The 14112-nt window shown below is 72.7% G+C and carries 15 protein-coding genes; 9 read left to right on the top strand and 6 right to left on the bottom strand.

Going from position 1 to position 14112, the window contains the following annotated elements; all coding sequences use genetic code 11:
- Positions 1–16: 16 nt before the first annotated feature.
- The gene (locus WMF39_RS19185; RefSeq protein WP_437746936.1) at positions 17–490 is read right to left on the bottom strand and encodes an SRPBCC family protein; all 474 of its coding nucleotides are present in this window, start codon (positions 488–490) and stop codon (positions 17–19) included.
- 498 nt (positions 491–988) lie between these two features.
- Positions 989–1465, bottom strand: a complete 477-nt coding sequence (locus WMF39_RS19180) for an SRPBCC family protein (protein WP_437746935.1) — start codon at positions 1463–1465, stop codon at positions 989–991.
- A 454-nt stretch (positions 1466–1919) separates the two neighbouring features.
- Here WMF39_RS19180 and WMF39_RS19175 point away from each other — a divergent pair, with 454 nt between their 5' ends.
- A complete protein-coding gene (locus WMF39_RS19175) occupies positions 1920–3197 on the top strand; it encodes an AAA family ATPase (RefSeq protein ID WP_437746934.1) in 1278 nt (425 codons plus the stop codon).
- Entirely contained in the window at positions 3194–3772 is a 579-nt protein-coding gene (locus WMF39_RS19170; protein WP_437746933.1) for a hypothetical protein, read from the top strand. Before WMF39_RS19175 ends, WMF39_RS19170 begins: the two co-directional genes overlap by 4 nt.
- A 115-nt stretch (positions 3773–3887) precedes the next feature.
- Here the strand turns inward: WMF39_RS19170 and WMF39_RS19165 are convergent, their stop codons facing one another.
- Both WMF39_RS19165 and WMF39_RS19160 read right to left on the bottom strand, forming a co-directional pair.
- Positions 3888–4922 (bottom strand): hypothetical protein, encoded by a 1035-nt coding sequence (locus tag WMF39_RS19165; protein ID WP_437746932.1) that lies wholly within the window; start codon positions 4920–4922, stop codon positions 3888–3890.
- Positions 4903–5892: a hypothetical protein gene (locus WMF39_RS19160; RefSeq protein ID WP_437746931.1), complete on the bottom strand. Its 990-nt coding sequence runs from the start codon at positions 5890–5892 to the stop codon at positions 4903–4905. The genes WMF39_RS19165 and WMF39_RS19160 overlap by 20 nt, the downstream gene beginning before the upstream one ends.
- Positions 5893–6241: 349 nt before the next feature.
- On the opposite strand from WMF39_RS19160, the gene WMF39_RS19155 reads away from it, so the two are divergent.
- The 5 genes from WMF39_RS19155 (at position 6242) to WMF39_RS19135 (ending at position 9847) form a co-directional block, all read left to right on the top strand.
- Complete coding sequence (locus WMF39_RS19155; protein ID WP_437746930.1) at positions 6242–6586, top strand: hypothetical protein; 345 nt, start codon at positions 6242–6244, stop codon at positions 6584–6586.
- A 146-nt stretch (positions 6587–6732) separates the two neighbouring features.
- Positions 6733–7590 (top strand): MNIO family bufferin maturase, encoded by an 858-nt coding sequence (gene bufB, locus WMF39_RS19150; protein ID WP_437746929.1) that lies wholly within the window; start codon positions 6733–6735, stop codon positions 7588–7590.
- On the top strand, positions 7574–8479 hold the full coding sequence (locus WMF39_RS19145) for an HvfC/BufC family peptide modification chaperone (RefSeq protein WP_437746928.1): 906 nt from the start codon (positions 7574–7576) through the stop codon (positions 8477–8479). Before bufB ends, WMF39_RS19145 begins: the two co-directional genes overlap by 17 nt.
- Before the next feature lie 9 nt (positions 8480–8488).
- The gene (locus WMF39_RS19140) at positions 8489–8920 is read left to right on the top strand and encodes a secondary thiamine-phosphate synthase enzyme YjbQ (protein WP_437746927.1); all 432 of its coding nucleotides are present in this window, start codon (positions 8489–8491) and stop codon (positions 8918–8920) included.
- A gap of 177 nt (positions 8921–9097) precedes the next feature.
- Positions 9098–9847, top strand: a complete 750-nt coding sequence (locus tag WMF39_RS19135) for a lysophospholipid acyltransferase family protein (protein ID WP_437746926.1) — start codon at positions 9098–9100, stop codon at positions 9845–9847.
- 23 nt (positions 9848–9870) lie between these two features.
- On the opposite strand, the gene WMF39_RS19130 is transcribed toward WMF39_RS19135, so the two are convergent.
- Complete coding sequence (locus WMF39_RS19130; RefSeq protein WP_437746925.1) at positions 9871–10722, bottom strand: SGNH/GDSL hydrolase family protein; 852 nt, start codon at positions 10720–10722, stop codon at positions 9871–9873.
- Between the two features lie 113 nt (positions 10723–10835).
- Between WMF39_RS19130 and WMF39_RS19125 the strand changes: the two genes are divergently transcribed.
- Positions 10836–12215, top strand: a complete 1380-nt coding sequence (locus WMF39_RS19125) for a M50 family metallopeptidase (RefSeq protein ID WP_437746924.1) — start codon at positions 10836–10838, stop codon at positions 12213–12215.
- Positions 12216–12233: 18 nt separating this feature from the next.
- Positions 12234–12689 carry a dUTP diphosphatase gene (dut, locus tag WMF39_RS19120; protein WP_437746923.1) on the top strand — a complete coding sequence of 152 codons (456 nt, stop codon included), beginning with the start codon at positions 12234–12236 and terminating at the stop codon, positions 12687–12689.
- 6 nt (positions 12690–12695) lie between these two features.
- Here the strand turns inward: dut and WMF39_RS19115 are convergent, their stop codons facing one another.
- Positions 12696–13604, bottom strand: a complete 909-nt coding sequence (locus WMF39_RS19115) for a LysR family transcriptional regulator (RefSeq protein ID WP_437746922.1) — start codon at positions 13602–13604, stop codon at positions 12696–12698.
- Between the last annotated feature and the right edge of the window lie 508 nt (positions 13605–14112).

Below are 14112 nucleotides of genomic sequence, written 5' to 3'. Positions count from 1 at the left end.
TGGCGCGGCGGCAGGATCACGCAGCGCGGCGGCGCTTCGCGAAGTACGCCTTGATCGCCGCGACCTCCTTCGCGGTGAGCGCGGCGATGGTCGGGACGACCTGCGCGGGATCGTGACCTGCCGCGACCCCGAACTCCCGTGGAAACTCGAGGAAGGTCTTACCCGGCTCGGTCGTGATGCGCCGGAGCCGGTAGGTCCCGGTGTATCGTTCGATGCCGAAGAGTTGACCGTAGAGCCGGTACGTGACGGTGTGCTCGGTCTCGGAGCGCGCGACCACCTCTTCCAGCGAGCTCTCCCCCGAGACGAGCGTGAACGCGAACCGAGACGGCACCTTCTCCGCGGAGCCGCCCTCCACGTAGCCGTACTCCTTGACGTTGTCCCCGAAGACGACGGGGATGAGCTTCGTGATATCGCGGACCTCTTGCCAGACCTCCTCGATGGGGGCGTCCAGCACCGCCGAGTCGTAGACGTGATAGCGCGCTTCGATCATGGCTCCCTCCTCCCGATGCCGCGAGCGCGACAACGCCATGTGCGGCGGAGCGATGCTATCAGGGGAGGTCGCAGCCTCTCGAGCGCGCCCTCGTCACAGGGGCGTGCGCACGGGAAGGCGAAGCGCGCCGCGTGGACGGACGGCCCGGGTTGTCGCGCGGCAGCAGGCCCGAGCCCTGGCCGCCCCCAGCGGAGTCGATCCGTTGCAGACCCCCGGCGGCAGGCCCCTCGCGCGCACTCGATCCGTTACAGACCCCCGGCGGCAGGCCCCCCCAACGGTTGCGATCCGTTGCGGCCCCCCGGCGCCGCCCCATCCCAACGGATCGGATCCGTCGCGACCCCTCGGCTCCAGCCCCGCCCCACGGTTGCGATCCGTCACGCTCCCCCGACGCCAGCACTTCCCGACGGACGCGATCCGACGCCGGCCCCTGCTGCCATCCCTCGCCGAACCGTGGGTGCTCCACCCAGGCCCCGCTTGCTCGACCGGGGCTGCCGCGCATCACACGGAGCGGCGGCGCTGCGCGAAGTGCTCCTTGATGGCGACGATCTCCTTCGCGGTGAGGGCCGCGATCCCTGGGACGACCGTCGCCGGATCGTGGCCCGCGGCCACGCCGAACTCGCGGGGCCACTCGAGGAACGTCTTGCCCGGCTCGGTCGTGATGCGGCGGAGCCGGTACGTCGCGATGTACCCCTCGATGCCCAGAACCTGCCCGAGCAGCCGGTACGTGACAGAGTGCTCGGTCTCGGATCGCGCGACCACCTCCTCCACGGCCTTGTCTCCCGACGGGTGGAGCGTGAACTCGAAGCGCGACGGGATCGTCTCCGCCGAGCCGCCGTCCACGTAACGGTAGTCCTTGACGCCGTCACCGAAGACGATCGGCAGGAGCGTGACGATATCGCGGAGCTCTCTCCAGGCCTCCTCGATGGGCGCGTCGAGCACCGCTGAATCGTAGACGTGATATCGGGCTGCGAGCATCGATGGTCCTCCCCGCGGTGTCGCACGAGCGCGACGTCCTTCCGCGCAGCGGTCGATGCTACCAGATCGTCCCGCTCCGCCGCGACCGCGCGCCCGTCACCGCGCCGCGCGCACATCCGCGCAGCAGCGCCGCGCTTGGCCTCACGACGACACTGGGCCGCCTTCCCCTGGTCCACGCAGGGCCGTGCCGTGCGGAGCCTCGCTGGCTCCAGTGCCCCGGCGGCGCAATTGAACGGCTCGTTCCCCCGCGGCACCGCGCGGTCGGACGAAGCCATGCAGGAGCGCCTTTTCTTGCCTTTTCCCGCGCGACCCAGCAGATCACGCGTTGCCATGGTTACGACGCAGCCGATGGAGCTCCTCTGCAAGAAGGTCTGGCACGTCTTCCGCGCTCATCCGCTCGCGACCCCCATCGGCCACGGCCCGAACGAACCACGGGCGACCGAGAGGGGCCGCGATGCTTGAGAAGCTGGAGCTGCACGACACCGGACCGGCGCCCGCGATGGCGTTCGAGCTCGCGCCGCGGCTCAACCTCTTCGCGGGCGACAACGGACTCGGCAAGACCTTCGTGCTGGATGTCAGCTGGTTCGCGCTGACCGGCACGTGGCCCGGCTATCCCGCGGCGCCGCGACGCGGCCCAGCGGTCAAGCCAGAGATCGTCAGGGAGACGCGTGACGGGGAGGTCGTGCATCGGGTCTCATCGTCGTTCGACTTCGAGGAGCAAAACTGGCACACCGTCTATCCACCCGGGGCCTCCAGGCGCTCCGGCCTCGTCTTCTACGCCCGGGTCGACGGCAGCTTCTCCGTGTGGGACCCGCTTCGACCAGCGGGGCACCTGCAGTTCCCGCTCGGCGTGAAATCGATGGGACCCGTGCCGGGGTTTCACTTCACGCCCGGCCAGATCTGGAACGGGCTCACCGCGGACGACTACGACGGCTCGGTGCTCTGCAACGGCCTGATCCGCGACTGGGCCACATGGCAGCTCCAGCGTGGCAGCACGCTGGAGCTGCTGACGCGTGTGCTGGAGGTCCTGTCGCCGAATCCTGGGGAGACCCTCCGCCCCGGAGCAAGCACGACCCGCGTCTCGCTGCATGACGTCCGCGACATCCCGACCCTTGACATGCCCTATGGCAGTGTCCCGGTGTTGCTCGCATCCGCCGGGATGAAGCGGATCCTCTCGTTCGCCTACCTCCTGGTCTGGATGTGGCGCGAGCACGTCGAGGCGGCGAGGCTCCGGAACACCGCGCCGGAGCGGAGCTTGGTCGTGCTCGTCGACGAGGTGGAGGCTCACCTGCACCCGCAGTGGCAGCGCGTGATCCTGCCCGCGCTGCTCCGGGTGTCCCGTGAGCTCGAGGCGTCCATCGAGACCCAGCTCTTCATCACGACGCACGCGCCGCTGGTCCTCGCGTCCGCCGAGCCGCACTTTGATGAGGCGCGCGACGCGCTCTTCCTGTTCGATCTTGACGGGGCTGAGGTCACCGTGTCGAAGCCCGCATGGAAGGCGCGCGGGGACGCCTCCGCATGGCTCACGTCCGACGTGTTCGATCTGGCGCAGGCGCGCTCCGTCGAGGCAGAGAAGGCGATCCTCGACGCCATGGCCGCGATGCGGCGGCCGAATCTGCCGATTGAGGACGTGAAGCGAATCCACGAAGAGCTGCACGACGTGCTCAAGGACACCGATCCCTTCTGGGCGCGTTGGCTCGTCAGGGCGCGTCAGGCCGGGCTCACGCCGTGATCCACGTACCTCTCCAGCCGGAGCCTGCGCGCTTCGACGCGCTCGTCCGGCAGCCCGGCCTGCGCGCCCTCGCCGCGAACGCGGAGCACCTACCCCCAACCTGGCGGGAGTGCCTGGACGACCTCCGCGATAGCTACCGCAGCATCTGCGCCTATCTGTGCGTGCTCGTTCCGCGAGGCACCGGCGCGCGCTCGGTCGATCACGTCGCGCCGAAGTCGAAGCGCCGCGAGCTCGCGTACGAGTGGAGCAACTTCCGCTTCGTGTGCTCGCTCATGAACGCGCGCAAACGCGATTTCGACGACGCCCTCGATCCGACCGAGATCCCCGACGGATGGTTCGTCCTGGAGCTCTCGTTCCTCCAGGTGCTCCCAGCGGAATGCCTCCACGATGAGGTGCGCGAGCGTGTCCAGGCAACCATCGAGCGACTGAAGCTCAACGACAGGGAGTGCATCGCCGCACGGGAGCTGTACTACACGCCGTACCTGGAGGGACGGCTGCCGCTGGAGCTGCTCCAGGAATGGAGCCCGTTCGTTGCCAGGGAGGTCGTCCGGCAGGGACTGGCCGGGCGGGAGTAAAGCGCGAGGCGCCACGGGCTCTGCGCCTCCCGTCTCACCGGCACCAGCGCCCCTCCGGCTTGCCGGACAGTGGCATCGTCGCCGCCCGTCCGGCAGCCCCCGGCAGCGCGCGCCGTCACAACGGCGCGCGCAGATCCGAGCAGCAGCGGACGCCGGTCGAGTAGTCGAAATACGTGAAGTCGTGCGACGCGACGCGCGCCATGCACCCCTCGCGTGTCGCGCGCGCATAGAACCCGCCGACGAACGTCCCCTCCGGATCGTCGATCCACTCGTCCAGATTGCCCACCATGTCGGCGACCGCATCGTCCTCCCATGCGCTCGCGCACGTCGCGGTCTCGCCCGTCCGCCGCAAGAGCGGCGCCCCGGCGACGCGCACCAGGTTGAGCCGAGGATCGCTGTGCCCGAGCGTCACGTCGCGGTGGAGCACGCCGGCCGGGTGGTGCTCGCGGAACACGTTGCACCGCCCGTCCGCGTAGGTCGGCCCGTACGGGAACTGCTCGTCTCGCTCGCCGCGGCACGCCGTCCGCCACTCGTCGAGCGAGCAGAGCCGCTTGCCCGCGTTCCGGCACGCGAGATCCGCCTGCGCGCCGGTCGTGTAGCCCTGCGGGAGCACGCCCTTGCGCGACACCGCGCGTGGCTCGAACTCGCGCTGCTTCTGCCAGCCGGGCAGGAGCGGCAGCTCCATGCGGCGCGCCTCGTCGTCCCCGAGCTGCAGCCGCATCTTCGACCACACGCGCTCGACGGACGCGGCCGCCTGGCGCGACGGAGGATAGAACGCCGAGATCTCGAGCCCCGTCTCCTTGTCGAGCAGCACCGCCTCGTAGCGATCGACGCAGAACCGGCGCGCGATCCGCACCATCTCCGGCGGACAGCGCGGCTCCGCCGGCGGCGCGAGCGCCCTCGGCCCCGGAGGCGCCCCCACGAGCGGCGGCGCCACGTCCGCCGCGCCAATTCCCGTGTCCGCCGCGCCAGGCCCCGCGTCCGCCGCGCCGCGCTCTGGCTCCGAGCGGCAGCCCGCGAGCCCCGTCCACGCGAGCGCCGCGGCGCTGACGTAGGCGAAAGCCGCGGCCGCGAGGCGGCGGCAGGCGCGGGGCCGCGTGGAGCGCTCGGCGGATCGCGCCGGCGTCGGGTCAGCGGATCGCGCCGGCATACGGGTCGATGGACGCGGGCTCGCGGCAGAAGAAGCGGCGGAGCACGAGGTAGTGATGGATCGGCAGCAGCCGCGTCTCCTCCTTCATCGACAGCCCCATCCGGCTGATCTCGGCGCCCGGGAACGGCGTCTTCGGATAGCAGCGGACGATCCCGGAGAGCGCCTCGTACTCGTCGAGCAGCCCGAGCACGTGCCCCACCTCGTGGGCGAGCACGGGCAGCGACCAGCCGGCCCGCATCGCGCTGAAGTACGGCGTCCTGCCGCACGTCGGCGAGAGCGGCACCGCAAGGTCGACCCGGAGCGCCCGCGCGCGCGCCTCGTCCGCCAGCACGAAGTCGAAGTCGTAGCGCACCGGCAGCCCGAAGGCGCGCGCGTCGCGGTTCCAGTACCCCTCGGCCTCGTCCGACCAGCGCGCGAGCAGCGCGCGGATCGCGGCCGGCGTCGCCCTCGCCGTGAACACGCCGGAGCCCGGGCAGGCGTCCGTCGATCCCGAGCGCGCATAAGGCGTCCCGCGGCACGCGATCGCGCCCCCGAGCCGGGCGGAGAGCGCGCAGTCGGGCAGCTCGAGCCAGCCCGCGCCCTCCGGCGGGTCGACCGCGATCCGCACGTCGACCTCCCAGGCGCCGCCGCGCCGCCGCACGAGGTAGCTCATCGGGCCGAAGAAGAGGCCGTAGTGCGGCATCACCCCGGCGATCCGCCGCTCCCCCTCCGGCACGTCGCCGCGCGCCCCGGAGAAGACGCGGCGCGGAGCCGGCCGGCACAGGTACGCGTCCTTCGCGATCGCGTCGGCCAGGATGTCCCGGAACGTCGCTTCCCGCCCTTCGAGGATCGCCCCGCTCATCGCCTCGAGCTCGGCGGCGATCGCCTCGACCGGGAGCTCGCGCCCGGAGGCCGCATCACCCGCCGCGCCGGCCCCCGCGCGCGGAGCCCCCCCGCAGCCGGACGCCCCCAGCGAGAGCGCCGCGAGCACGGGGAGCGCCCCGCGACGCGGGTGGACGAGGACGCGCCACGGCGCCGGCGCGCCGCGCTGGACGCTTTGTCTTGCGCCTGCCGTCCGGAGGGAGTTACGTCGTGCATGGAACGCTGCACGCTGGCCGCGCGCCCCAGCCGCACAGGCTACGCCGCCGGACGCCGTGCACGCAGGGGGGGCTCGCGTGGGCGTGGAGGTCAACCCCGCTCACTTACGGGGAGTTGAATGAAGAATCAACGCGTCCGAAGTGAAACCGTGGAACCAGCCGGGCGTAGTGACGCGTAGCCGATGGGCTCAGCGCGGTCGAGAGGCCGGCGAGCCCCGACGGGCTCCAGCGCGCGGGCGCGCCATGCTGGCGAGGCGCGCGGTGGGCTCGGTGATCGCGACGAAGACGAGCGTGGAGGATCAGATGACGATCGACATGGGCAAGACGTTGGCGTTGACGGCGGTGTCGGGCATGGTGGCGGGCCTCGCGGGCTGCGCCTCGTCGCCTCCGCCCGCGCCCGAGACGGGCGCCGCCCCCGCGGCCGATGCGCCTCCGGCCGCGGCGCCGGAGAACGCCGCGAAGGCGTGCTGTGCCGGCAAGAACGAGTGCAAGGGCAAGGGCGGCTGCAAGAGCGAGAGCCACGCGTGCGCCGGCCAGAACGAGTGCAAGGGCAAGGGCGGCTGCAAGCCGGCCGACTGCTCGTCGTAGGTTCGGCGCGCCCGGCCCGGCGGAATCCGGCGGATCCGCCGGATCCGCTGGGCCGTCGGGCCATGCCACGCGGATCCGCCGGATCCGCTGGGCCGTGAGGCGCCGCGGCGCATCCCTCCACCCCTGAGCAAGGCTCGCGGTGAACCATGGTGAACCCCGAACGGATGCGGCTGGGACTCCCCGACCTCGGCGTCGGCGTCGGGCTGCGCATCCCGCACTACCGGCACATCTTCGAGCACCGGCCCCGGGTCGACTGGTTCGAGATCATCAGCGAGAACTTCATGGTGGACGGCGGCATGCCGATCGCCAACCTCGAGCGCGTCCTCTCGAGCTACCGCCTCGTCCAGCACGGCGTCTCGCTGTCGATCGGCAGCACGGATCCGCTCGATTTCGACTACCTGCGCCGGCTGAAGGCGCTGCTCGCCAGGGTGGGCTCGCCCTGGGTGAGCGATCACCTGTGCTGGACGGGCGCGCACGGGATCAACCTGCACGACCTGCTCCCCTTGCCGTACACCGACGAGGCCGTGCGGCACGTCGCGGCGCGGGCGCGGGTGGTGCAGGACTTCCTCGAGGTCCGGCTCGCGCTCGAGAACGTGTCGAGCTACCTGACCTTCACGGCCAGCCGGATGAGCGAGTGGGAGTTCCTCTCGGCGGTCGCGGAGGAGGCCGACTGCGGCATCCTGCTCGACGTCAACAACGTCTACGTCTCCTCGTACAACCACGGCTTCGATCCGGAGGCCTACATCGACGGCGTGCCGCACCACCGGATCGTGCAGTTCCACCTCGCCGGCCACACGCACCAGGGCGCGTACATCCTCGACACCCACAGCGATCACGTGGTCGACGCCGTGTGGGCGCTCTACCGGCGCGCGGTCGCCCGCGCCGGCGACGTCTCGACGCTGATCGAGTGGGACGACGACATCCCCTCGTTCGAGGTCCTCGCCGCCGAGGCGGAGAAGGCGCGGGCGATCCGGCAGGAGGTGGCGCGTGCGCGCGCCGCCTGACCCCGCGCCCCCGGCCGGCCTCGCCGCCCTGATGGGCCAGCTCACCCGCATGTTCACGGCCGGCGCGCCGCTCCCGGACGACGCCGAGCTCGCCGGCCTGTGCCGCGAGCACGTCGCCGGGAGCGAGCGGCTCGCGCCCGCCGAGCAGGCCGACATCTACCGGCGGCAGTTCTGGCTGCGGCACAGGGACGCGCTCCGCGAGGACTACCCCGCGCTGGCGCACGTCCTCGGCGACGACGGCTTCGACGCGTTCGCGAGGGCCTACCTCGCGGCGCACCCGCCCGCGAGCTTCACGCTGCGCGACCTCGGGCGATACGTCGCCGATTTCGCGGGCGCCCACGAGGGGTTCCCCCCTGCCCTGCGGGATCTCGCGCGCGACGTGGCGCGGTACGAGCACGCCCTCGTCGATCTGTTCGACGGCGCCTCGCCCCCTCCGCTCGATCCGGCGAAGGTGACGGGCATGCCGGCGGACGGCTGGTCCACCGCCAGGATCGTCCTTCACCCGCTGCTCGCGCTGGTGCGGCTCGGCCACCCGGCGCACGTCCTCCGGAGCGAGCTCAAGCAGGGCCGGTCGCCCGCGCTGCCCGCGCCCCGCCCCGTCCGCCTCGCCGTGTTCCGCGGCGCCGATCTCACGATCCGCTTCGAGGAGCTCGAGCCGCCGGCGTTCGCCCTCCTCGAGGCGCTCGGGCGGGGCGTACCGCTCGTCCCGGCGTGTGAGGAGGTGGCGGCCGGAGCCCACGGAGCGGAGGCCTGCGGCGACGAGACGACGGGCGGCGGAGAGGGGGCGGGCGGGGCGCTGGCCGAGCGCGTCGGCGTGTGGTTCCAGCGATGGACGAGCTGGGGGCTCATCGTCGACGTCGTGCCGGGCGCCCGCGCGGAAGGCGGCTAAGATGGCGCGGTGACCACCATCGTCCAGCGCACGCTCGAGATCCGCACGAACGGCCGGGGTTTCGTCGACATCACGCGCGAGGTCGCGGGCGTCGTCGCCGGCGCGGGCGTCGACGTCGGGCTCTGCGCCGTGTTCCTGCAGCACACGTCCGCGAGCCTCATCCTCCAGGAAAACGCCGATCCGGCCGTCCTCCGCGACCTGGAGCGCTGGATGTCCCGCCTCGCCCCGGAAAGCCGCGAGTACGAGCACGACGACGAGGGCCCCGACGACATGCCGGGCCACCTCAGGAGCGCCATCACCCGCTCGAGCGAGGTGATCCCGATCTCCGGCGGCCGCCTCGCGCTCGGGACCTGGCAAGCCCTGTATGTCTGGGAGCACCGTAGTTCTCCCCACGCGCGCCGTGTGGTAGTGACCGTGACCGGCACCACAGCCGGGGGTTGAGTGGTATACTTTGCGGCGTTCGCGTACGGACGAGCAGTGGACGAGTGCTGGATGAGCCCTGGATGAGCTCGGCGCCCCTCGGGGCCCGCTTGCCCGCCGCGTACGGCAGGGCCTGCTCGGTCGTCAGCGCGCCACGCGATCCCCTCACCTTTCAGCGGAACCAGCGGGAAGAGAGCGATGAGCCTTCAGACGACGTTCATGGGAATCTTCGACACTGCCCGGATCTGCTTTCCGACCGTGGTGGACGCGATGATCGGGCGTGTGACCCTCGAGCGCTGCGATGAGCGGCTGGACTGGTGGGCGCGCAAGGTGCTCGAGGACGCGGACGTGGATCTGGTGGTGCGCGGGCGCGAGCACGCCTCGGGCGCGCGGCCGTTCGTCGTGATGTCGAACCACCAGAGCCTCTTCGACATCCCGGTGGTGTTCCGCGCGATCCCCGGGCGGCTCCGGATGATCGCCAAGAAGGAGCTGTTCAACGTGCCGATCTTCGGCCAGGCGATGAAGGCGGCGGGGTTCATCCGGATCAACCGGAGCGATCACGTCCAGGCCAGCGCGAGCCTGCAGGTGGGCGCGTCCATGCTGCAGGACGGGACCCGGGTCTGGATCGCGCCGGAGGGGACGCGGAGCAAGACCGGCGCGCTCCTCCCGTTCAAGAGCGGCGGCTTCCGGATGGCGATCGAGACCAACACGCCCATCCTCCCGGTGGCGATCGACGGCACACGGCACGTGCTCCGGGCCAAGGATTTCGTGGTGCAGGAGCACCACCGGGTGGTGGTCACGATCATGCCGCCGATCGATCCGGCGCCCTACGGCGCCGGGGGCCGCAACCGGCTGATGCGGGACGTGAGGGCGGCGATCGCAGGGGCGCTCGGCCACGATCCTGGGCTGGTCCACCGCGGCGCGGGCGTCGCGACGTCGGCGGCGTAGGGCACCGGCCGGTCAGCTCACGATCACTCCGCCCGCCGCTCCGACACCTGAGCGCCCGGCTGGGCCGCGCTCTCCGGGGCCTCCGCCCGGGAGCGGTGCTCCTCCGGCGGAGACGGCCGGAGCGCCCAGGGGCTGCGCGCCGGCGCCGCCTCGCCGGCCGGGAGGTGCTCCGCCGTGAGCCAGCTCCAGAAGGCCTCGGCCCAGCGCGCGCCCCCGACCTCGTTCGGGTGGATCTTGTCCTTCTGGCGCGGGAGGGGGCCCGGCACCAGCGCGTCGGAGTCGAAGAAGCGGCACGGCGCCGAGTTCGTCCGGATCACGTCGATGATGCCGGTGTCCTTGCGCCAGAGCGGCGGCGACACCCACACGCACGGGCGACCGCCGATCGCCTTGACGATGCGGCGGATCGCGCCGGCGTGGGCCGGCGGGTTGACGTTCTCCACCTCGTTGGCGCCCAGGCTGATGATCACGAGGTCCGGCTGGTAGTTCGCGACAAGGAGCTCCATCCTGGAGGCCCACGTCACCGTGTACGAGCTGGTCTCCGCCTTCACCGCGTAGCGCACGCGGTGCGCCCGCATCCTCGGGCGGAGCGCCTGCGCGAAGCCCGCCACCGCGAACGAGTCGCCGACGTGGAGGACCGCCGTGTTGGGCGGAACCTCGAACTCGGGGGGAACGGCGGCCGTCGGCGCGGCAGCGGCCTCGGCCGGCGCCGAGGCCCCAGGCGGGCGGGCGGCGGCCGGCGCGGAGGCCTCGGGCGGCGCCGCGGGCGCCGGCGCGGCCCCGGGGGACGGCGCGGGCGCCGGTGCGGCGCCGCACGCCATGCCCGCCGCGGCGACCCCGGCGAGCGCCCATCTCCTGACCCGGATCTCCCTGCCCATGCTCGCTCCCGGCGCCGCGTCCGCGCGGCCGCGTGCGCGGCGCGCACTCTACGGCCGGCCGCGTCCGCACGGCAATCATTGAGCGAACGGCCCGCACGGCTTATTACATGCGCATGGGCTTCCGTCTGTTTGGAGTCTCGGTCGACGTCCAGCTCGGGTTCTGGCTCTCCGCCGCCCTGCTCGGGTACGGGTTCCTGGCCGGGCAGCAGTACCAGCTGTTCCTCGTCTGGATCCTCGTGGTCTTCCTGTCGGTCCTGATGCACGAGTTCGGCCACGCGCTCGCCATCAAGCGGTACCGGATCGAGCCGGAGATCACGCTCCACTTCATGGGCGGGACCACGACCTGGCGCTCGCTCCTGCCCCTCGGGCGGCTCCAGCACGTGCTGATCAGCCTGGCAGGCCCCTTCGCCGGCTTCGCCGTCGCCGGGCTCCTTCACCTCGTGCTCAGCTACGGCCCGGCGCTCTATGCCCTCCCGGACATGGCGCTGAGCGGGGTGGAGCTGCTCATCAAGGTCAACCTGGTGTGGGGCGTCCTCAACCTGATCCCCGTGCTCCCGTTCGACGGCGGCCACGTGCTCGAGCACGCGCTCGGCCCGAAGCGGGCCCGGCTGACGGCGGCCATCTCGGGTGTCGCCGCCGTGCTCCTCGCCATCCTCTTCCTGAGGGCGGGGTTCTTCTTCTTCTCGTTCATCCTCGTCATGTCCGCGTTCCAGAGCCTGCAGCGGTTCCGCAGCGAGCCGGCGGCGCCGTCGCCCTCCATGAACCGCCGGCGAGCGGAGTTCCAGGAGGAGCCGATGCCGCCCGAGACGGCCGTCCTGCTCCAGCGGGCGCGCCGGGCCGTGGAGGACGAGCGGACGGGCGAGGCGATGGCGCTCTCGGCGGAGGTGCTCGCGCAGTCGCCGGCGCCGCCGAAGCGCGCGCTGCGGGAGGCGCACGAGCTCATCGGCTGGTCGCACCTGCTCCTCGGCGACGAGAAGCGCGCTGGGGAAGCGCTCGCGCAGGCGCGCAAGCAGGGTGAGCCGGACCCGGCGCTGGTCGGGGCGGTGCACCTCGCGCTCGGGGAGCTGAAGCAGGCGCGGAAGGCGCTCGAGGCGGCCCGGGAGGCCGGCGACGACCGGAAGGAGGTCGCGGGCCCGCTGATCCGGGTGCTCGTGGAGCAGGGCGAGGTGGCGCGGGCCGCGGCCGTGGCGCTGGACATCGTGGAGCAGCTCTCGGAGGACGACGCGCGGCGGATGGCGGAGATCGCGTTCGAGCGCGGCGCGTTCGACTGGTCGGCGCGGCTCTATGAGGCGATCTTCCGCCGCGTGGGCCTCGGCCAGGACGCGTACGACGCGGCGCGCGCGAGCGCCAAGGACGGGAACCTCGACGGGGCGCTCGATCTGCTCCGGCGCGCGGTGGAGGCCGGGTTCTCGGATCGGGCGCGGGCGTGGTCGGACTCGGCGCTCGAGGCGCTCCGGGGCTCGGCGCTCGAGGCGCTGCTGCCGCGCCCGTGACCGGCTAGGCTCCGCCGCGTGCGCATCCAGGTGCCTTTCCTCCGCGTGGGGCCGATCGAGGTCCCTCCCCCCGCCTACCAGTCCGAGGGAGCCGTCGGGCTCGATCTCTGCGCGGCCATCGAGGCGCCGGTGACGCTCGCGCCCGGGGAGCGGAAGCTCGTGCCCACGGGCTACGCGGTCGCCCTCCCCGACGGTCACGAGGGGCAGGTGCGGCCGCGCTCGGGGCTCGCGCTGCACCACGGCGTCACCGTGCTGAACAGCCCCGGGACGATCGATCCGGACTACCGCGGGGAGATCAAGGTCGTCCTGATCAACCTCGGCGCAGCGCCGTTCACGGTGCACCGCGGCGATCGGATCGCCCAGCTCGTGATCTGCCCGGTCGCCCTCGCGGACGTGGTCCTGGTCCCCGCGCTCGCGCCGACGGCGCGCGGCGCGGGCGGCTACGGATCGACGGGCGTGCAGCGCGAGGAGTGACAGAGCTCACAGCGACCTGAGCTCGTCGATCAGGAAGCTCCACACCGCAGCGACGCGGGGGACGTCGCGCAGGGCGCGGTGGCCGACGAGCCAGAGATCGTCCGTGGGCCACTCCGCCGCGCTCGGCTCGAGCGCGCTCGCGAACCTCAGCGGCGCGAGGGCATGCACCTCCAGGTACGGCTCGGGGACCAGCAGGGCGCCGAGCCCGATCTCCGCGGCGGTGAGCTGCGAGACGAAGAAGCTCGTGCGCAGGGCGATCTCCGCCCCGGGGGCGTGGCGCGCGAGCCAGCGCGCCGCCGGGAAGCTGGTGAGGTCGCGATCCCAGGCGATCCACGGCACGGCGTCCCACGCCTCGACGGGGCCGGCGTGCTCCACGAGCTGCTCCGAGGCGGCGGCGACCCAGCGGGCCGACGCGAGCTTCGTCACGACGAGGTCGGCGCCCTCCGGCCGGATCGAGCGGAGGGCGAGGTCCGCCTCGTGCCGGGTGAGATCGAGCACGCGGACGGACGCGTCGAGCTCGACGCGGATCTTGGGGTGGAGGGCGCGGAGGCGCGGGAGCCTTCGGACCACGAACGAGTCGGCGAAGCCCGGCGCGACGCTGAGGCGCACGACGCCCTCGGCGTCGGCCTCGGCGCCCGAGGCGTCGCGCGCGAGGCGCCGGTGCGCGGCCTCCATCGCCTCGGCGGCGGGCAGGACGAGCTCGGCGACGCGCGTGGGGACGAGGCCGTCGCGGGTGCGGTCGAAGAGGCGCGCGCCGAGCGACGCCTCGAGCGCCGTCAAGCGGCGGCTGACGGTGGACGTGTCGAGGCCGAGGCGCGCGCCCGCCTGGCCCAGGCTCCCGTGCCGATGGACGGCGAGGAAGACGCGGACGTCGTCCCATCGCGTGTCGCCCAGGTCCTGCGGCTTCGCGGGCATGGGCTGCGCTAGCGGTCCGACGAGAACAGCCGGAACACCGCGATCCCGATGCCCAGGACCACGAGGCCCACCGCGACGTGGAAGAGCCCGATCGGGCCCACGCCGCCGATGGGGCCCACGCCGATGCGCTGGCCGCCGAAGAGCAGCGAGGCGGCCGCGAGATCGAGGAGGGTGATGACGAAGCCCGCGCCGGCGAGCCGCACGGGCAACGCGAACATCGCCATGAGCTCCCCGGTGCTCAGGCTGGGGCGCGCGGGCGCGCGCTCCATCATCGGGGGCGGCATCCTCGACGGCGCATAGGACGGCCGCGCGAAGGGCGCGGGCGCGGGAGGAGACCAGTCGAGCGCGAGCGGCACGACCGGCTCGGTGGGGAGGCTGTGCGGCTGCAAACGGCCGCCGCCGCGCTCCGGCAGGTGGAGCTCCCGGGCCGTCGCCTCCGCGAACGCCGCCGGCGCCGCGAGGGCGGTGCCCTGGAGGAGATCCTGCGACCGCGTCGATCCCGGCGGCG

The organism is Sorangium sp. So ce1504 (genome assembly GCF_051521635.1).
Taxonomy (GTDB): domain Bacteria; phylum Myxococcota_A; class Polyangia; order Polyangiales; family Polyangiaceae; genus Sorangium; species Sorangium cellulosum_B.
The sequence above is the reverse complement of the archived record's forward strand: the minus strand, read 5'-3'. Positions and strand labels throughout refer to the sequence as shown.

Bases quoted from the DNA above. Each gene is read 5' to 3' on its own strand.
- WMF39_RS19175 (WP_437746934.1), top strand. From the start codon at position 1,920: ATGCTTGAGAAGCTGGAGCTGCACGACACCGGACCGGCGCCCGCGATG.
- WMF39_RS19130 (WP_437746925.1), bottom strand. From the start codon at position 10,722: ATGGGCAGGGAGATCCGGGTCAGGAGATGGGCGCTCGCCGGGGTCGCC.
- WMF39_RS19135 (WP_437746926.1), top strand. From the start codon at position 9,098: ATGAGCCTTCAGACGACGTTCATGGGAATCTTCGACACTGCCCGGATC.
- WMF39_RS19165 (WP_437746932.1), bottom strand. From the start codon at position 4,922: ATGCCGGCGCGATCCGCTGACCCGACGCCGGCGCGATCCGCCGAGCGC.
- WMF39_RS19155 (WP_437746930.1), top strand. From the start codon at position 6,242: ATGCTGGCGAGGCGCGCGGTGGGCTCGGTGATCGCGACGAAGACGAGC.
- WMF39_RS19125 (WP_437746924.1), top strand. From the start codon at position 10,836: ATGGGCTTCCGTCTGTTTGGAGTCTCGGTCGACGTCCAGCTCGGGTTC.
- bufB (WP_437746929.1), top strand. From the start codon at position 6,733: ATGGTGAACCCCGAACGGATGCGGCTGGGACTCCCCGACCTCGGCGTC.
- WMF39_RS19185 (WP_437746936.1), bottom strand. From the start codon at position 490: ATGATCGAAGCGCGCTATCACGTCTACGACTCGGCGGTGCTGGACGCC.
- WMF39_RS19115 (WP_437746922.1), bottom strand. From the start codon at position 13,604: ATGCCCGCGAAGCCGCAGGACCTGGGCGACACGCGATGGGACGACGTC.
- WMF39_RS19180 (WP_437746935.1), bottom strand. From the start codon at position 1,465: ATGCTCGCAGCCCGATATCACGTCTACGATTCAGCGGTGCTCGACGCG.